Source organism: Colwellia sp. Bg11-12 (genome assembly GCF_014076955.1).
Taxonomy (GTDB): Bacteria; Pseudomonadota; Gammaproteobacteria; order Enterobacterales; family Alteromonadaceae; genus Colwellia_A.
Map to the genome: position 1 here is coordinate 111,841 of NZ_JACGUZ010000075.1, position 19,107 is coordinate 130,947.

Annotated in this window: 13 protein-coding genes; 8 read left to right on the plus strand and 5 right to left on the minus strand. The window is 38.2% G+C overall.

The window, feature by feature from the left end; genetic code table 11:
- Positions 1-639: 639 nt before the first annotated feature.
- Both H4J39_RS13715 and H4J39_RS13720 read right to left on the minus strand, forming a co-directional pair.
- The gene (locus H4J39_RS13715) at positions 640-1,530 is read right to left on the minus strand and encodes a L,D-transpeptidase family protein (RefSeq protein ID WP_182228969.1); all 891 of its coding nucleotides are present in this window, start codon (positions 1,528-1,530) and stop codon (positions 640-642) included.
- A 79-nt stretch (positions 1,531-1,609) separates the two neighbouring features.
- The gene (locus H4J39_RS13720) at positions 1,610-3,106 is read right to left on the minus strand and encodes a CYTH domain-containing protein (protein WP_182228970.1); all 1,497 of its coding nucleotides are present in this window, start codon (positions 3,104-3,106) and stop codon (positions 1,610-1,612) included.
- Between the two features lie 214 nt (positions 3,107-3,320).
- Between H4J39_RS13720 and H4J39_RS13725 the strand changes: the two genes are divergently transcribed.
- On the plus strand, positions 3,321-3,920 hold the full coding sequence (locus H4J39_RS13725) for a TIGR04211 family SH3 domain-containing protein (RefSeq protein ID WP_182228971.1): 600 nt from the start codon (positions 3,321-3,323) through the stop codon (positions 3,918-3,920).
- 150 nt (positions 3,921-4,070) lie between these two features.
- Here H4J39_RS13725 and H4J39_RS13730 read toward each other — a convergent pair whose 3' ends face one another.
- A complete protein-coding gene (locus H4J39_RS13730) occupies positions 4,071-5,111 on the minus strand; it encodes a CDP-glycerol glycerophosphotransferase family protein (RefSeq protein ID WP_182228972.1) in 1,041 nt (346 codons plus the stop codon).
- Between the two features lie 167 nt (positions 5,112-5,278).
- Between H4J39_RS13730 and H4J39_RS13735 the strand changes: the two genes are divergently transcribed.
- The 6 genes from H4J39_RS13735 to H4J39_RS13760 all read left to right on the plus strand — a co-directional run bounded on the left by H4J39_RS13735 (position 5,279) and on the right by H4J39_RS13760 (position 13,288).
- Complete coding sequence (locus H4J39_RS13735; protein ID WP_182228973.1) at positions 5,279-6,793, plus strand: capsule assembly Wzi family protein; 1,515 nt, start codon at positions 5,279-5,281, stop codon at positions 6,791-6,793.
- 323 nt (positions 6,794-7,116) lie between these two features.
- Positions 7,117-8,682, plus strand: a complete 1,566-nt coding sequence (gene leuA / locus H4J39_RS13740; RefSeq protein WP_182228974.1) for a 2-isopropylmalate synthase — start codon at positions 7,117-7,119, stop codon at positions 8,680-8,682.
- 39 nt (positions 8,683-8,721) lie between these two features.
- Positions 8,722-9,855, plus strand: coding sequence for a 3-isopropylmalate dehydrogenase (leuB, locus tag H4J39_RS13745; RefSeq protein WP_182228975.1), 1,134 nt, complete (start codon positions 8,722-8,724; stop codon positions 9,853-9,855).
- A 3-nt stretch (positions 9,856-9,858) separates the two neighbouring features.
- Positions 9,859-11,292, plus strand: a complete 1,434-nt coding sequence (gene leuC / locus H4J39_RS13750) for a 3-isopropylmalate dehydratase large subunit (protein WP_182228976.1) — start codon at positions 9,859-9,861, stop codon at positions 11,290-11,292.
- A 2-nt stretch (positions 11,293-11,294) separates the two neighbouring features.
- Positions 11,295-11,891, plus strand: a complete 597-nt coding sequence (gene leuD, locus H4J39_RS13755) for a 3-isopropylmalate dehydratase small subunit (RefSeq protein WP_182228977.1) — start codon at positions 11,295-11,297, stop codon at positions 11,889-11,891.
- Between the two features lie 164 nt (positions 11,892-12,055).
- On the plus strand, positions 12,056-13,288 hold the full coding sequence (locus H4J39_RS13760; protein WP_182228978.1) for an HD-GYP domain-containing protein: 1,233 nt from the start codon (positions 12,056-12,058) through the stop codon (positions 13,286-13,288).
- 68 nt (positions 13,289-13,356) lie between these two features.
- Here the strand turns inward: H4J39_RS13760 and H4J39_RS13765 are convergent, their stop codons facing one another.
- Positions 13,357-14,991: an AAA family ATPase gene (locus H4J39_RS13765; RefSeq protein WP_182228979.1), complete on the minus strand. Its 1,635-nt coding sequence runs from the start codon at positions 14,989-14,991 to the stop codon at positions 13,357-13,359.
- A gap of 148 nt (positions 14,992-15,139) precedes the next feature.
- Here H4J39_RS13765 and H4J39_RS13770 point away from each other — a divergent pair, with 148 nt between their 5' ends.
- Positions 15,140-16,411: a multifunctional CCA addition/repair protein gene (locus tag H4J39_RS13770; protein ID WP_182228980.1), complete on the plus strand. Its 1,272-nt coding sequence runs from the start codon at positions 15,140-15,142 to the stop codon at positions 16,409-16,411.
- A gap of 46 nt (positions 16,412-16,457) precedes the next feature.
- Here the strand turns inward: H4J39_RS13770 and H4J39_RS13775 are convergent, their stop codons facing one another.
- Entirely contained in the window at positions 16,458-19,052 is a 2,595-nt protein-coding gene (locus H4J39_RS13775; RefSeq protein WP_182228981.1) for a TonB-dependent siderophore receptor, read from the minus strand.
- Between the last annotated feature and the right edge of the window lie 55 nt (positions 19,053-19,107).

The window sequence follows — 19,107 nt, forward strand, 5'->3', positions numbered from 1 at the left end:
GAAATTGTTGTCATACTGAATTCAAAAACCTCAGATCTTTTGTAATTATCCATTCTCGTCACGCTGAATTTATTCCAGTATCATTCCCGTCATGCTGAATTTATTTCAGTATCTGCTCTTTGAGTTGTTAAGGACGAGATCCTGAAACAAGTTCAGGATGACGGAGTTTGGCTTCATACTGATTGCGTTTTAATTCATTCTGATGGAGCTTGAGTTCATACTGATGGGGTTTGGATTCATGCTGAATTTATTTCAGTATCATTCTCGTCATGCTGAATTTATTTCAGTATCTGCTCTTTAAGTTGTTAAGGACGAGATCCTGAAACAAGTTCAGGATGACGGAGTTTGGCTTCATACTGACGGAGCTTTAGTTCATGCTAATGGAGCTTGAGTTCATGCTGAATTTATTTCAGTATCATTCTCGTCATGCTGAATTTATTTCAGTATCTGCTCTTCTCGTTGTTAAGAAAGAGATCCTGAAACAAGTTCAGGATGACGGAGTTTGGCTTCATACTGACGACGTTTTAGTTCATTCTGATGGAGCTTGAGTTCATACTGACGACGTTTTAATTCATTCTGATGGAGCTTGGGTTGATACTAATGGGTTGATTTCATGCTCATTGACATTATCCCTTTAGCTCAATTTAATGAAACAACAACACCTTGTGGGTTGTCGAGTAACTGACCTATTTTTGTTAGCATTTCCTCATCACCGCCAACAAATTGCTTAATAGCATCTGTCATCGTTAACTTAACTTCTGCACCACCGTCAGGGGTTAACGGGCTATGAAGTTCTATTTTTTGTCCATCTTGTTCATAAGACATTTTAATTGGCTGCTCTAATATACGAATAGGGGTGCCAACAGCAATGTTGTTATATAACCATTCAATATCATTGTCATACATGCGAATACAGCCAGAACTTGCACGCATACCAATGCCAAAACGTTTATTGGTACCGTGAAGTAAATACTCACTGGTGCCAATACGTAGTGCATATTTACCGAACGGGTTATTGGGCCCTGCCGGAACTTCTTTGACCATTTCTTTACCATGCTCTGCAAAGTAACGAGCGCGCATTTCTTGTGTTGGTCGCCAAGTAGGGTCTTTACGTTTTTCACCAATAGTACTGGTTAAATGGGGTGTTTCGAGACCTTCCCGGCCAATACCAACAGGAAATACATAGACTAACTTTTCTCCCTTAGGGTAATAATACAAACGCAGTTCAGCAAGATTGATCACAATACCTTCACGCTTACCAAAGGGTAAAAGCATCTGTTTTGGAATGACGATGTCACTGCCTGGTTCAAGTAAAAAAGGATCAACATTAGGGTTAGCGGCGAGTAACGCGAAAAAGCCAACATTATAGTTTTCAGCTAACGCTTGAAAGTAATCGCCCTTTATTGCTTTGTGAACCACTTGCTCTCCAATCAACCGGGAATCAGAAGAAGGCAGATTATAAACACTCCCCCAACTTACAAACGTTATAAAACTACTTAACAACACACCGAATTTAACAACCCACTTCATGAAATTATGACCCTACTTATTATTTTCAACAACATGTTATAAAAATCTATACAACACTTACGATATTACAATAAAACGATTACGACTCATCTAGCCAATAAGACTTCATTGTCAGTGCTATTTTTCTAGAGCTGTCTAACGCTATTAACAACCCTTCTACTTTACTTCCTTGCCATGAAACGAGTTTTTTGGGTTTCTCATCTAACGTTTGTAGCTGCTGGTGAATAATCCACAAGGTTTGTAATTCACTGATCCCTTGTTGAATATCCAACCAAGGTGTTCGATATTGCTTACGTTCTTCTTCATCGAACAATAAACCAAACCAAGTTCCCGTTAATAAACTGCGATTCAATAACTTTGCTTGCGACAAGTATTCTTCACTAGAGAGTGACTCTTTGTTTATGCTATTGGCAAATAAGACTGACATACTTTTTGTTAAGCTTTGCTGCGCGAAAGTTAATAACGCGTCATTAAGTTCAGATGGCTCAGTTAAAAGCATTGCCAGCAAATTAGCTTGCAATGTATTAAAACGCTTACCATGAAGTAGCTCAATGACATTATCACTGGTAGGAAGACGGCGTTTCTCAATTCTTAATTGTTCTACTAATTGCTCACTATAATTTAGCTTACGTCGATAGTTACCCGTTTTATTCGTGAGTTCTTGTAAATTAACCGCATTATCAACCCACGAAAGTAAATGAACAAAATAACTTAATTCATCACGAATTTTTACTGAGCCTTCAGGAAGGTAGTCGGCAAAAAGCCAAAAGCCGTGGCGAATTAACGCTAAGGTTTCGGTGACTTTTTCTAACTCTACTAAACTTGGCGCTGTTATATAATGTTCAATATGGTCATGTAAGTGCACCAAACAATGATTAATGCCTGTAGAGAATGCATTTAAAATAGATAAGCTACGGTCAATGGGCAAAGCATCAGTGACGGGCTTTTCATAGTTTGCCTTAGTGTTTTTCCATAAACGATATCCCCGCGCTGCCTTGCTTTGGCTACTGGGTCTTACTGATATGACTGAAAATAGGAGTTTTGCAAGAAAGAGTAGATCTGATGTTGTGCCACTTACTAGCTCTAATTCAAGCTCACAAATTTTTTCACTTCTGCCATCACTACTAATATCACCTTGATCAAAGGCCACTTCTATCACCGAACCTGATGATAAAGTGACTAACCAAATAATACGGGTAAAGTCAGTTGAAAAAAGCGGTATCAACGATTCTTGCAGTTGTGCTACTTTTTGTTTAGGCGACCAAATATTAGCAGGAAATAAAGCCAGTTCAGGGAAATTATGACTGATGTTAACATTATACTCGGGTCGTTGATGCAAGCCTGCAATCACCACACCCGCAGTTTTTATGGTTTGCTCTAATTGACCATCACAGCCTCTAATTCTAAGTCCCATATCATGATGGCGAAAATCTAAATTAGCCGTATCGTAGTAACAATTTGATAATTGCTTTGTTACACAGTTAAATGAAAGCTGCTGCTCGCTAAATAGCTGGGTAATATTTTTTGGGGTATTATCACTCGTTACAAAATACTTGAGCTCAATTTCGGTAACCATATTCTTCCAATAAGTTTTTCGTCATGTCAACATCCAGAGTTTACAACAGCAACATATGAAAACAAGTAGCTAACATTGCTTTGATCCAAAAATATCGATAATAAAACCTTTTTTACCAAAAAAACCTTAATGTTCGTAAACTTAACTTGCTATCAATCCTCCAAAGCCCTAGTATTTTGCTATTAATAATTCTCTAAACGTTAATGGTAGTTTCATGAAAATAATAAAAGCTTTATTGGTTGGCTTAGCCCTTAGTTTATCTTTCTCCCTTCTTGCAGAAGACGCCCCCTCCAACCTTGATTCTGGATATATTTCAGACGACTTATTTATTTATATGCATTCAGGCGCAGGTAATAATTATCGCATTTTAGGCAGTATAAATTCAGGTACGGAAGTAAAGGTAACGGGGCAGTATGAAAATGATTACACCGAAATTATCGATGATAAAAACCGTAAGGTATGGGTTGAAAGTAAATACATATCATTAAAGCCAGGTTTACGCTTTGTTATTGCCGAGCTTAACGAAAGACTAGCAAATACGACGAGTAACACAGACAGCATGTCTGAAGAGCTTGCTCAAGCTAAAAATACCATTGAAAATCTTAGCAGTGAAAAAGCTCAGCTTAACAACGAAATAAGTCAATTAAATAAAACCTTGATGGTTACGCGTTCAAAATTAAAAGATCAAGATACTAATATCAAAAAAGAATGGTTTTTTAATGGTGCCATTGTATTAGTCATTGGCCTACTTTTAGGCTTAATTCTGCCAAGACTTGCCGCTCGTCGCAAAGGCTCTATGGATAATTGGAAGTAACGCTCTACTCCACTTTCAACTCAAAAAGCCATTTTATCATCGATTATATTTTCTGATGTTAAAGTGGCTTTTTTGTACGAAAAATTCAGTGTCGCGTTTTATCACTTTATCTATGACTTAAGATAGTGACACCGATTTAGAGGGCGGGGATTACCATTGCCAATAGTTTAGTTTTTTACGCATTTTGAATTGTCTAAAAAAATCTATTGGTTTTTTATCTAACGCTAATGTACAAGATAATACTTCATCAACGGCACTTAAGACTCTAACTGAAGAGTTGCCGTCATTGTATGGATGAGTCATCTTAATAAAATGTTTAATATGTTCCATTAACTGAGTCGGTTTTTGTAATGCTGTTTCAATGGTTTGCTCCAATAATTCAACATTGTCTATATCTAACAAGTAATTTTCAGGCGCTATATTATTATAGGTCACCACAGGTTTACCTAATAATAAAAACATAATTAACACCGACGATGTATCACAAACCATAACATCCGCTTTTTGTAATAGTGGAATAACATCATCGGCTTCAACAAAAGATAAATGATCATTTTGAATTGATTTATATTGATTAACAATTTCGATTGGCATTTTAGGATGGAACTGTACGAGCCAATTCCATTTACCTGTCTGACTGAGCCTTTTTACTGTGTCAAATAAGTGAGGAGCACAAGAAAGTTTTTTTGAAAAAGTAGAGCATAAAAGAATCGTTGGCTTATTAGCTTTCTGACTTTCATCCTTTAAATATAACCGGTCTAGCGCACACCATCCAGTTTCAGTGACTTTAAAATGTTTATGTTGCTTAGCTAAAGCTAAAAAGGCTTCGGTGGTGCTTGGCCCTTGGGTACAATAAAGATCAAAGCAGTTTCTAATTTTAAAATGATCATTATTGCCTTTTTTATCAACTTTACCCGCATCAAAACCATGAAAGATAGCAACGTTAATACCCGGTAAAAAAGTAGGTGCTATGTTAGCAGGATAAAAAACAGCCACTGGGTTATAGTTTTTTATTTCATCAATGGATGTTAATCGATATTCATCAACGTTTAGTAGGTCAGCGTTAACTTCTTTTCCCTCTAAAAACCAAGCGACTTGCTCGCCTCTCGCTAAGATAGCACTTTGCAAAGGTCGCAAAATAGCATAAGCGTAATTTTGAGAAATATAAAACAAATAACGTTTTGTAGCCATGAAACTTTCAACTTATCTAATAAAATAAAGACCTGTTAATTATCACTATTTTACCTCTATATAACAGGGATGAAAACACGTATAATTCAATTTTTATATCTTAATATACACTTTCCTTTATAAAACCAGATGGGATCTGTAAAACTATTGAATGGATATTTTCTCGCATGTTATCTTCTAAATCTATTTTTACTGCGCTAATTTTAGCGGCAGGTATAACCTTAAGCACATCTGCTTTAGCTGAGCCTTGGATCGACACTTCAGATATTTACTTAAAAGCTAACATTCAGTTATTAGCTGACACGGGCTATATTATTACGCCCGTAACCACTTATCCATTAATGTGGCACGATATAATTCGCGATATAAAAAACGTAAACCCCAATAATTTAAGCTCTAATCAGCAAAGTGCTTATTATTATATTATGCGTCAATTTAAACTAGCCAGCCAAAACCAAACGCGTGTAAAAGCACAAATTGGCTTTGAAAACAAACGTTTCACAACATTTGGCGAACAGGTCAGTGATAAAAACAGTATCAGTGTTCACTCAAGTATGATGTTCAAAAATATTGCGGCTAAGTTTTCCCCAAGCTATACCCATGATCCTATTGATGGCGAAAAAACTCGTTTAGATGAAAGCTACATTGCTGCCTTTGTGGGGAATTGGGTACTTTCTTTTGGTCGACAGAACCGCTGGTATGGACCAACTTGGGATACGAGTTTAAGTTTAACCAATAATGCCCGCCCAATTACAGCACTTGCCATTTCGCGAAAATCAGCCGAGCCGTTCATTGTACCTTTCACTGAATTTGAGATCCCATGGACGGTTACCAGTTTTATAGGAAAAATGGACGATAACCGCGTAATTAAAAACACCTTGCTTTGGGGCTTTAGATTAAATTTAAAACCGTTTAAAAATTTAGAAGTTGGTATTACTCGTTTAGCACAATGGGGAGGTGATGGGCGCTCTCAAAGTTTATCAACTTTTGGAGATATACTTATTGGCCGAACGAACTGCGGTGTTGATGATGTCGTTTGTGATGAAAGCACCCTCAACCCTGCTAATCAGCAAGCTGGCTATGATTTTCGTTACAGTTTTAATTTATTTTCTACTCCGATGAGTTTTTACGGACAAAAATTTGCTGAAGATGGTAGTGAAGGCACATTTAACTATGTCACAAAAGCACAGCCACAAGTTGGTTTTGACGCTCACTTAACTGTTTTTGGCAAACCCAGCACTGTTTTTTTTGAAGTAACCGACAGCTTGGCTGATTGCGGTACAATGAGAGATAATATCGGTGATTGCTATTATGAACACTCAAGTTATGCTACAGGTATGCGTTATAATGGCCGTACTCTCGGCAGCACTTATGATAACGATTCAAAAACGTACGTGTTAGGCACTATTTCTCAGCTAGATATAAATACTCGGCTCACGGCCAAAATACGTTATTTAGATTTAAATTATGATAATCAAGACAAAGCTCCTAATAATCCTATTATCGGAAATACGGTAACCAGTATTGCTGAGCAAGTTTGGATGGTATCAAGCAGTATTCAACATGATTATAAAAATTGGCGTTTTACGTTGGCAACAGAGCTAAGTCAATCAACTTTTGACGATGACATAAGTAATGAATCAGACATTACTGCTTCATTTATGGTTGAATATAATATGTAGTGTTAACGATATAACTAAAGTATCTAAAGCTTAATAATATTTCATTTGACAGTGTTAGAGTATATGCGTTATTAATAGATGACTGTTTACTCTAACGAGTTAAACCAAACTAATAAGATGAATTTGATGACAACAACTTTTAACATAATAAATGCTATTCGCATTAACCTCCTCCTCGCATTAATGGTGCGCGGATAGGTTTTTTATTGTTGTAAATTTATAATAAACATTAAAACCCGCGCACATTACCGCGGGTTTTTTTATACCCGCATTTTAGGTAAAGAGCGAATGGCATAAGTACACACCAATATTAAGGAATAAACATGGACAACAACGTAATTATTTTTGATACCACTTTACGTGATGGAGAACAGGCATTAAATGCGAGCCTTTCGGTACATGAAAAATTGCAAATTGCGCTAGCTATCGAGCGTTTAGGTGTTGACGTGATGGAGGTTGGCTTTCCTGTATCGTCACCTGGCGATTTTAAATCGGTGCAAGAAATTGCCCGTACTATTAAAAACTCCCGTGTCTGTGCTTTAGCTCGAGCTGTTGAAGGAGATATTCAAGCTTGTGCAGATGCGTTAAAAGTCGCTGACCAATTTCGTATCCATACGTTTATTTCTACATCAGATGTTCATGTTCAGCAAAAATTAAAAAAAGATTTTGCCGATGTTGAAGCAATGGCGATACATGCGGTTAAATTTGCCCGAAAATTCACTGACGATGTAGAGTTTTCTTGTGAAGATGCTGGCCGCACCCCTATCGACAATTTATGCCGTATGGTTGAGAGCGCGATAAAAGCCGGAGCAACAACCATCAATATTCCTGATACGGTGGGCTATACCCTACCTAATGAATTTGGCGGTATTATTACCCAGTTATTTAATCGTGTGCCAAATATTGACCAAGCGGTAATTTCAGTACATTGCCATAACGATTTAGGTTTGGCTGTTGCCAACTCAATGGCTGCGGTACAAGCGGGTGCAAGGCAAATCGAATGTACCATAAACGGTATAGGTGAACGCGCCGGCAATTGTTCGTTAGAAGAAGTCGCCATGATAATGAAAACCCGCCAAGACTTCTTAAATGTACACACTAATATCAACCATCAAGAAATTGCTCGCACCTCAAAGTTAGTCAGCCAGTTATGTAATATGCCCGTGCAATTAAACAAAGCGATTGTTGGCGGTAACGCTTTTAGTCACTCGTCAGGTATACACCAAGATGGCATGTTAAAAGCCAGCAATACCTATGAAATTATGACCCCAGAAAGTGTCGGCATCAGTAAAACAAAATTAAACTTAACATCTCGTAGTGGTCGCCACGTTATTAAGCACCGCATGGCAAGTTTAGGGTATACCGACACAGAGTTTGATTTAGAAGAGTTATACAGTGATTTTTTAGCGTTAGCCGATAAAAAAGGTCAAGTCTTTGATGATGACCTAGAAGCGTTGCATTTTAATATTCAACAACAAGGTGAAGAACAAGAATTCTATCATTTAGAAACATTAAACGTGCAATGTGGTGGTGGAGAGTTTTCAACGTCAAGTATTAAGTTATTAGCAGGCAAAGAGAGCCATATTGTTTCTGAAACTGGTAATGGTCCCGTTGACTCTCTATATCGTGCCATTAAAAAAGCCGTTGATATTGACTTTGAGGTCGCTGATTACAAAATATCAAACAAAGGTGAAGGTGAAGACGGTTTAGGTAAAGCTGACTTAGTGGTTGCTTGGCAAGGCAGAAAGTTTCACGGCTATGGTTTAGCCACCGATGTTATTGACGCCTCAGCAAAAGCCTTGATCCACGCACTGAATAATATTCATCGTGCGATCACCATCAATGAAATAAAAAGCGAACTAAAAAATGAAGTACAAGCTTCGTTATAAATACACTAATAATAAGATTTACTTAAAGGTATAAAGAACATGTCAAACATAGCAATATTAGCCGGAGATGGCATCGGACCTGAGGTCATGGTTGAAGCTAAAAAAGTGTTAACTACCGTTGCAAAAGCATTTGGTATTGAAATATCGACCCAAGATTATGATGTTGGTGGTGCTGCCATTGATATTCACGGCAATGCCCTTCCTGATAAAACCATGCAAGGTTGTGAACAAGCTGATGCGATTTTATTTGGCTCTGTTGGCGGCCCAAAATGGGCAAACTTACCCCCTACACAGCAACCTGAACGTTGTGCATTATTAGGCTTACGTAGCCGTTTTGATTTGTTCTGTAATATGCGTCCTGCGACCTTACAACCCGCTTTGTCTTCGTTATCAACATTACGCAGTGATATTTCAGAACAAGGCTTTGATGTACTGGTTATTCGCGAGTTAACAGGCGATATTTACTTTGGTGAGCCAAAAGGCCGTCGCGGAGAAGGGGAAGAAGAAACTGGCTTTGACTCGATGTTTTACTCACGCCGTGAAATTAAACGTATTGCTCATTTAGCCTTTCAGGCTGCTCAAAAACGTAATAATAAAGTAACTTCTGTTGATAAGGCCAATGTTTTAGCCACCAGTCAATTATGGCGCCAAGTGGTTGAAGAAGTTGCCGTTGAATACCCAGAAGTCACTTTAGAGCATTTATATGTAGATAACGCTGCCATGCAATTGGTCCGTGACCCTAACCAATTTGATGTCTTGTTATGCCCTAACTTGTTTGGCGATATTCTTTCAGACATTTGCGCAATGATCACCGGTTCTATGGGCTTATTACCTTCTGCTAGTTTAAATAGCGACGGTTTTGGTATGTATGAACCTGCAGGTGGCAGCGCGCCTGATATTGCCGGAAAAGGGATTGCTAACCCTATTGCGCAAATTTTATCAGCAGCACTTATGCTACGTTATAGCCTAAATGAAAGTGCGGCAGCACAAGCGATTGAAGACGCCGTAGCAAGCGCATTAGACAATGGCGTGCTAACCGCTGATTTACTGCCGGTAAACCAAAGACACCAGGCTAAAAATACCGCTGAAGTCGGTGATTATATTTGCCAACAAATTATTGCGCAACAAAGTAGTACACAAAATAGTGCTAATCAAAAAATAACAGAGGCATAACCGATGAGTCTTGAAAATTCAGCCACCACATTATATGAAAAATTATGGCAACAACATGTCGTTGAAGAAAAAGCCGGTGAAACACCCTTACTTTATGTTGACCGTCATTTGATTCATGAAGTTACTTCACCACAAGCATTTGCTAATTTAAAGTTTCATAACCGCCCTGTTCGCCATCCTGAGCGGACAATTGCCACTATGGACCACAACATTTCAACCCGCTCAATAGAAATTGATGCCGCGGGTGAAGGCGCAGCAAACCAATTAAGAACCTTAGAGAAAAACTGTAAAGAGTTCGGTATTGAGTTATTTGGCATGGGTCATAAAAACCAAGGCATTGTGCATGTAATAGGGCCTGAGCTTGGCTTAACTTTACCCGGCACAACAATCGTTTGCGGTGATTCACATACCGCAACACATGGTGCATTTGGTGCATTAGCCTTTGGTATTGGTACTTCCGAAGTAGAGCATGTTTTTGCGACGCAAACCTTGCGTCAAACTAAAGCTAAAACCATGAGAATTGAAGTTAATGGCCAAGTAGGCTCAGGCATTAGCGCCAAAGATATCATTTTAGCCATTATCGGCAAAACTGGCAGTGCTGGCGCTACCGGTTATGTCGTTGAATACTGCGGCAGTGCTATCGAAGCATTGAGCATGGAAGAGCGCATGACCGTTTGTAATATGAGCATCGAATTTGGCGCAAAAGCCGGTTTAATCGCTCCTGATAAAACCACCTTCGACTATTTAGAAGGTAAGGAATATGCGCCAAAAGGTGACGTATGGCTTGAAGCGCTAAGTGACTGGAAAACCTTTAAAACTGATAAAGGCGCTAAGTTTGACACGGTATTAACGCTAAAAGCCGAAGATATTAAAGCGCAAATAACCTGGGGAACCACCCCTGGACAAGTCACCTCGGTTGACAGCGTAGTGCCATCCCCCGATGACTTTACCGAACAAGTAGAAAAAGACTCTTGCGCCGCCGCATTAAAATATATGGGCTTAACTGCTGGGACTAAAATTACCGACATTACCATTAATAAAGTCTTTATAGGTTCATGCACTAATTCTCGTATTGAAGATTTACGTGCCGCAGCAAGCGTTGTGGCAACATACCAAGCACAAGGAAAATCAGTGTCGGTTAATGTTGACGCAATCGTCGTTCCGGGCTCTTATCGCGTAAAAGAACAAGCAGAAGCTGAAGGCTTAGACAAAATATTTAGTAACGCAGGTTTTGAATGGCGTTTACCCGGTTGCTCTATGTGCTTAGGCATGAACGATGACGTTCTTGAAGAAGGCGATCGCTGTGCTTCAACCAGCAACCGTAATTTTGAAGGCAGACAAGGCCGAGGCAGTCGAACACACTTAGTTAGCCCTGAGCTTGCCGCTGCGTCTGCAATTACCGGTCATTTTGTTGACTTGAATTCACAAGGAATATAATAATGGAAAAATTTACAACACATACTGGCTTAGTTGTTCCGTTAGATGCAGCAAACGTAGATACCGATCAGATCATTCCAAAACAGTTTTTACAAAAAACAGAGCGGATAGGCTTTGCACCACACTTATTTCACGACTGGCGTTATTTAGATGTTTCAGGTCATGTAAACAACCCTGAATTCATTTTGAACAAGCCACAATACCAAGGTGCTAGTATTTTACTTACCCGTGAAAACTTTGGCTGTGGCTCAAGTCGAGAACATGCGCCATGGGCACTAGAAGAGTATGGTTTCAAAGTTATTATATCACCGAGTTTTGCCGATATTTTTTATGGTAACTGTATCAATATTGGCTTACTACCCATAAAACTCAGCGATGAAGAAATTGAGACTTTATTTAATAAAACAGCGAAAGAAAACATCGAATTAACGGTAGATTTAATCAATAACGAAATTCACTGTGGTGAACTACGTTTCACGTTTAGTTTAGATAAATTTCATCAATATTGCTTAGAGCAAGGTATAGACAGTGTTGGTTGGACATTAAATAAGCTAGAAAAGATAAAAGCTTTCGAAGCAAAAATGCCTGCATGGCAGTAATCAAAGCTCAATAAGCCAGATGCTTCATCAATGATTAACAAATTTTTATTGATGAAGCTTTATTTTCTGCCCTATCAAATAATAATATTACTAAAATTTATCTAAAATGTTCAGTATTAATAAGCTATTATCAACTATAGCTCTTCAACTAGCCAACAACCTATATGTCAAAATCAACTACGAGTGAAACGACTAAAACCATTACTATCGATCAACTCAACCCCGGCATGTATGTAAAATCGTTTTCTGATAACAAAAATCTTAATATTAAATCTGAAGGCTATATTTCCTGTAATGAGAGTATTACGCAATTACGTAACGCAAACATTACCCATCTTGTTATTGTTCCTGAAAAACAAAAACAAACAGTTAATGTTGAAAAAGTTTTTGCAGAAATAAAAACTAAAGCCCCTATTTCTACAAAAACTAAATCGTCTAAAAAAGTTGAGCTATCACTCGACAGTGAAATGAAAAAAGCGAGTAATCTTTATAAAAATGCAAAATTACTGCAAGAAAAAATTCTTTCGCAAATAAAACAAAAACAATCAATCCAAGTATCTGAGGTTGAGGAAACCACCAATGCAATGGTTGACTCTATTTTTCGAAACCAAGATGCACTGACCTGTATGTCTCGCTTTCAAACGAAAGACTCTTACCTCATTGAACACTCGCTAAATGTTTCAATTTTGATGTCAGTATTTGCTAAGCATTTGGGCTTTGATAAACGCTTGATCCAAGAACTCGCCCTTGGCGCCTTTTTACACGACATTGGTAAAGTATTATTACCTAACGATATTTTAAATAAACGTAATCCTTTAACAGATAAAGAACAGAATATTATTCGCAGCCATGTAGCACTTGGCTTAAAAATTCTAGAGAGCAGCCCCAGTATTTCTCATATGGCGATTAACATGATACGAGAGCATCATGAGCGTTTAGATGGTTCAGGTTATCCGAAGAAACTTAAGGGAGATGAAATATCAAAATACGGTAGAATGATTGCTATTATCGACAGCTACGACGCTATGACTTCTGAACGACCTTATAAAAAAAGTATCCACCCCATTAATGCCTTTAAAACACTCATTGCAGAAGCGCCAGAATGCTATGATGAGGAATTAGTTGAAAATTTCATTCAATGTATGGGGGTTTATCCCGTCGGGACGTTAGTAAAACTTAACAGTGGTAAATTAGGGTTAATTAGTCGTCTAAATAAGCAAAAACCTTTACACCCTTATGTACGCGTTTTTTATAATATACGGATGAATCAAGCGATCCCTATTAAAGAAATAAACTTAAGTGAATCAAAATACAAAGATCAAATAGACTGTTGTATTCGCCCTGAAGAATTTAATCTTAATTTGTTAGGCTTTTTCAAAACTGCCTTTATTGATTAAACTTAGCTATTTATAATAAGCGTATATAATATAGCGCTAGATAACCTAAACACCGACTAAACATTAGCTTACCAACTTGAAAGTGCAGGTAAGCTAAACTGTTCACCTTTAAACGTTAAAATAACTTTCTGCGCATAAATATGGTTTAACACCAATTCATTTGAAATTGTGTCCCCTTCATAGCGATCTCTGCCATTGACTTTTACCCAACTTTCTCCGTCACTGGTATAAATATGCTGTTCAAAACTTAACGAAGGAAGGTCACTTTGCACCCAGGCAGGCATATTCGATAAGGTAGGAACATCGACCTCTGAGTTTGATGTTATATTGCGTTTATTTTCAATGTCTAACTCTCGCTCTGTATCATCGATAGCACTTTTAAAGCGTGCCAGTAGCGCGTCAGAAATACCGTCAGCAGCATTAACCGAAAGTTTTTGCTTAACTTTTTCTGTTAGCTTATTTTCACTTAGCTTAGGTTCAACAAGTAACGGTGCTTTATGGGTATTAGTTGGCGCTTCTTTAGTCACTTTTCGTGTATTCGGGGTGTTTACTGCTTCCGATGCCACTGCTAGCTTTTTATCACCATCATTTTTTATTTCAAGCGTTTTATTTGGGCCTTCATCTGTAGCTAAAGATGGCTTATCAACCATGTTAACTTCATTTTTGTTTGTTAATATTTTATTATCATTTTCAACGGTAATTATTACCGGGTTATTTGATACTGTATCGACTTGATTAATGGCTATTTTAGAAATATTACTCGCGGTTTGATCACTAATTTTATTACCGTACAGCTGCCCTAACAAGTAAGAACCACTAATAATAACGACCAAGATAACACTTGCTGCTAATGCTTTCACTGCAAGATGTTGCCACCATCTTTTAGCTTGATATTCATCACCCAAGGCTTCTTGAGCTGATTGCAAAACAATTTTTTTAGTGACTAAGGCATTATTACTGCAATAAGCATTGGTAAGTGAGCGTTCACATAACAAATTAATTATGCGAGGGATCCCTTGTGAAATACGATGAATTTCTGCGACAGCAGCGCGTTCAAATAACATACGTTCACATTGTGCAACTGACAAGCGATGTTGAATATAATGCCCAACTTCACCCTTAGTTAACGGTAACAAATGATAACGGGCGGTAATTCGTTGCGCCAATTGTCTCAGGTCACGACCTTGCAAGAGCTGTTTTAATTCAGGCTGACCAATCAAAATGACCTGCAGTAATTTTTTTGTATCGGTTTCTAAATTTGTTAACAAGCGTAACTGTTCTAATACTTCTGGCGCTAAGTGCTGTGCTTCATCAATAATGAGTAATGTATTTAGATTGGCTTGATGGTTTTTATTTAATTTTTCATATATTTTATCGGTGAGTGTTTTTAACGTTGCTCCTGTTTTTCGGTAACGTATTTTTAGTTCATCACAAACAGTGGCAAGTAACTCTTGGCTTGATAATGTTGGGTTAAGTATAAAAGCTGCTTGCGTATTTTCTGGTAATTGCTCCATTAAACGGCGACTGATCGTTGTTTTGCCGGTGCCAACTTCACCCGTTAATAACGCAAAACCTCCCGTTTCACCCAAGCCATAACTTAAATGTGCCAATGCTTCTTTATGGCGTTCACTCATAAACAAAAAACGAGGATTAGGGGCGATTGAAAAAGGGCTTTCTTTTAAGCCAAAGTAACCTTTATACATAATAGATTTGAGTCATTTCTAAATTGAGTAAACTGCCATAGAAACTACCTTGTAGTCTCTCATAAGTCAAAACTAGCAGGTAAATAATTTGTAAAAACATGCTAAGCTTTCTCGCAGATAAATAATATTTAATAAACAAAGAGTAATGATGTTCAACAATAAACTTGAAGCGCTTAATTGCTATTTAGTCGGAGGGGCCGTTCGCGACAAACTTTTAGGACATAAGGTTTATGATCATGACTATGTTGTAGTGGGAGCAACCATTGAGCAAATGTTGGCATTAGGCTTTACTCAAGTCGGTAAAGATTTTCCCGTTTTTCTTCACCCAACAACGAAAGAAGAATATGCTTTAGCAAGAACTGAGCGTAAACAAGGCCATGGTTACACTGGGTTTATTTGTGATGCTAGTATCGCTGTTACCCTTGAAGAAGATTTACTCCGTCGAGACCTCACCATTAATGCAATGGCAATGCCTTTTAACGATAGCGCTGAAAGCACCACCATAATCGACCCATACAATGGCCAAGTAGATTTAAAAAACCGCGTATTGCGCCATGTTTCATTGGCCTTTATTGAAGACCCGCTTCGAGTTTTACGTGTCGCCCGGTTTACTGCTCGTTATCATCATTACGGTTTTACCATTGCTGAAGAAACGTTACAGTTGATGACTGAAATAAGTAACAGTGGTGAATTAGCTACCCTATCAGGCGAACGCATTTGGCAAGAAATGCAACGAAGCTTGACTGAGAGCCATCCTGAAATTTTTTTTGAAGTGTTACGCAAATGTGGTGCACTAGCGAAAATATGGGCTGAGCTTAATTCGCTTTGGGGCATTCCTAATCCAGAAAAGTGGCACCCCGAAATTTGTTCAGGCCTACATACCATGATGGTACTGCAACAATCCGTTAAGCTTTCCACTAAAACGTCTGTTCGCTTCGCCGCCCTTTGTCATGATTTAGGTAAATCATTAACCTTAAAGGAAAACTGGCCCCGTCACCAAGGCCATGAAAAGTCTGGTTTAGCACTGGTTGAAAAAATATGTGAACAATTAAAAGTGCCTAAAGATCACAAAATATTAGCCCGTAAAGTTTGTGAATTTCACTTACACTGTCATAAAGCATTCGACTTAAAAGCCAGCACCATTGTTAAATTATTCAATAGTTTAGATGTATGGCGAAAGCCTGAAGAATTCTCTGATTTTTTGACCGCATGTACGGCTGATTTTCGCGGGCGATTACACAATGAAGAAAAACCTTACCCACAAGTAGACTATTTAAAAAGCGCTTTTCAAGCGGCGTTAACCATAACAGCGAAAGAATTTATTGAGCAGGGTATAAAGGGGCCAGATATTAAAGAAGCTATTAATAAAAAACGTATCGAGGTTATTGAGGTAATAAAAAAGTCAGCTAAAATTAGCTGACTTTACAAGTAAAGCGATTAAAGACTAACCGCTATTTCTAACTCAATTAAAAGTTATACGTTAATTTTGCGTAGTAGAAGCCACCGTTAAAACCAAATGGAGACGTTTCATAGTACTTACCGCCCCATTGGCTGTTAGGTGTAAATCCATCAGGATGACTACGAGACGACTCTTCAAAATCTAATTCCTCAGCATCTTGATCAAGAATGTTCTGCGCACCCACTGATATTGTAAATGAGTCATTAATAAAGTAACTCATCTCTGCATCAACCGTTACTGCAGCATCTGCATCTTGAGCCGCTAGGTCGTAATCAACGTGTACCGCATGATATTCGCCAAAGTAGTTAGCACGTACATATACGCTTATATCATCCCAGCTTTGAGAGACAGTGAACGAGCCTCTATGTTTTGGTAGACCTTCTTCTAAACGTTTAACTTTAAAAGCACCGGTAATATCAGTACTGTTTGTAACATCTGTTTCATTCCAGTTGTAAGCTAAACTAAATTTAGTGCTCCCTTCAAATAAGTCCATACCGTAACTTGCAACGACATCAACACCTTCAGTGGTCGTATCAAAATCATTAGCGAAGAAACTTACTGTACCTACAGAACGAGGGTTAGCTACATTTAATGCTTCTAATTTAGCATAATCAGCATCTTCTAATTTTGTGCGATCAGATTGTGTAATACGATCATCAACTTCAATATTGTAATAATCAGCTGTGAAGAATAAATCGCCATTTTGATAAACAACACCAAAGGCATAACTTTGTGATTCTTCTGGCTCTAACTCTTTACCGCCAAACAATTTTGAAAATTCACTTGTTGGTGGTAATAAGGCTGAATCTGTTAACTCACCATCTTCTAGTGCTGTAGAAACGTTACTTACATTAGCCTGACCAACGGTAGGAGCTCTAAAACCGGTACTTATAGAACCACGTACTGATAATTCGTCATTGATAGCATACTGAGCCGTTAGTTTATAATTTAACGTATCGCCAAATGATGAGAAATCTTCATAGCGTAATGCTGCACCTAATAAGAAATCGTCAGTAATGTATGCCTCTACATCTACGTATGCAGCAACACTGCGTCTAGAGAAAACCCCCGCTTGAGAAGGTTGAAAACCAGGGAAGCCATGAGAGCCTAGATTAAAACCTTGATCAATTAATGGTCCAGCAAGAAAAGAGTATTGGTCACCAGCGCCGATTTCAAAGGTTTCTTCACGCCATTCTAAACCACCCGCTACATTCATTGGGTTATCAAAACCAACATCAACGCCTTTAGATAAGTCTAAGTTAAAAGTCTTTTCTAACTGCGTATAGTTACCTAAATCAAAATCATGTGGCGATTCAGGTCCCATTGATGAGTTAATGGTATTTACAATACTAAAGCTTGATTTGTTTCGTCCAACTGAGCCGCTAATATCAAAGAAAACTTCGTCTAACATTCCACCTTTAATTTCACCTTCAACTCCAACGGTAAGTGATGTATCGACCACATTACCACCAAAATTAGGTGTGTAACCACCTGGATATGTCTCGTTAACTGCAAAACAATTTTGACCTAAAGGCGTGCTATTATCAGCAATAGACTGATAATCAGCTTGATTTAAAACATTTGAACCAATGGCAATTGTAGGACATGTAATACCTGAATCCACACCATCTAAGTCACCTACAAGTAATGTTTCACCGCCATCGTTTGAATAAATACTAGAGCGGTTATGTGGATTTCTCCAATAAAAACCACCCTGTACATCACGTTCAGAGTAGTTACCAAACATATAGAATTTTTTATCATTACCTAAATCAAGACCGATATTACCAAAGAGTGATATATCATCATTAATTTCTGGAGAGCCCCAAACCTGAGCTTCTTCGGCAATAAACGTATTACCTGCAGCTGAAATTGTAGCTGCATTAGCAACTTGGTTACTTCGGCTGGTAGCATCAGCATTTTTATATTGGAAACTTAAGTTAGCGAAACCATCTTTAGTTAACGGCATACCCACATTACCTGCGTATGTTGTTGTGCCGCCGTCGCCTTCGTAATACTCACCATGCTTAACAGAAAAGCTACCACCTTCAGCAGCATCTTTTAAGACGAAGTTCATCACACCTGCAATAGCATCAGAACCATATTGTGCCGCTGCGCCGTCACGTAAAACTTCAACTTGTTTTAAGGCAATACTAGGAATAACAGAAATATCTGGACCTTGCGCACCATCATTAATGCCGCCACCTTGAAAAGCGATTACGGAAGCACGATGACGACGTTTACCATTTAATAAAACCAACGTACTGTCTGAAGAGAGTCCACGTAAATTTACTGGGCGTACTAATGTGGCTGCATCACTGATAGGGTTAGCATGTACGTTGAATGAAGGAATAGCTCCAACCAGTTGGTCAAGCATGTCGGTTGAACCCAGTTTTGCTAAATCGTCAGCGCCAATAATATCAATAGGTACCGGTGAGTCAGCAACAGAGCGAGGAGCAGAACGAGAGCCAACAACAGCGATTCTTTCAACATCTTTTACTTTGACTTTTGAACTGCTTTCTTCTGCATATGCGGGTGCAGTACCTAATGCAATACTTACAGCTAACGTTAACGTTGCTGTACGAAATAATTTAGTAGACATGTTACTTCCTTCCAGATTTATGTTTATTTTATATTTATATTTATATTTATATTTA

Bases quoted from the DNA above. Each gene is read 5' to 3' on its own strand.
- leuB (WP_182228975.1), top strand. From the start codon at position 8,722: ATGTCAAACATAGCAATATTAGCCGGAGATGGCATCGGACCTGAGGTC.
- H4J39_RS13775 (WP_182228981.1), bottom strand. From the start codon at position 19,052: ATGTCTACTAAATTATTTCGTACAGCAACGTTAACGTTAGCTGTAAGT.
- H4J39_RS13725 (WP_182228971.1), top strand. From the start codon at position 3,321: ATGAAAATAATAAAAGCTTTATTGGTTGGCTTAGCCCTTAGTTTATCT.
- leuA (WP_182228974.1), top strand. From the start codon at position 7,117: ATGGACAACAACGTAATTATTTTTGATACCACTTTACGTGATGGAGAA.
- H4J39_RS13765 (WP_182228979.1), bottom strand. From the start codon at position 14,991: ATGTATAAAGGTTACTTTGGCTTAAAAGAAAGCCCTTTTTCAATCGCC.
- H4J39_RS13720 (WP_182228970.1), bottom strand. From the start codon at position 3,106: ATGGTTACCGAAATTGAGCTCAAGTATTTTGTAACGAGTGATAATACC.
- H4J39_RS13770 (WP_182228980.1), top strand. From the start codon at position 15,140: ATGTTCAACAATAAACTTGAAGCGCTTAATTGCTATTTAGTCGGAGGG.
- H4J39_RS13760 (WP_182228978.1), top strand. From the start codon at position 12,056: ATGTCAAAATCAACTACGAGTGAAACGACTAAAACCATTACTATCGAT.
- H4J39_RS13715 (WP_182228969.1), bottom strand. From the start codon at position 1,530: ATGAAGTGGGTTGTTAAATTCGGTGTGTTGTTAAGTAGTTTTATAACG.
- H4J39_RS13730 (WP_182228972.1), bottom strand. From the start codon at position 5,111: ATGGCTACAAAACGTTATTTGTTTTATATTTCTCAAAATTACGCTTAT.
- H4J39_RS13735 (WP_182228973.1), top strand. From the start codon at position 5,279: ATGTTATCTTCTAAATCTATTTTTACTGCGCTAATTTTAGCGGCAGGT.
- leuC (WP_182228976.1), top strand. From the start codon at position 9,859: ATGAGTCTTGAAAATTCAGCCACCACATTATATGAAAAATTATGGCAA.
- leuD (WP_182228977.1), top strand. From the start codon at position 11,295: ATGGAAAAATTTACAACACATACTGGCTTAGTTGTTCCGTTAGATGCA.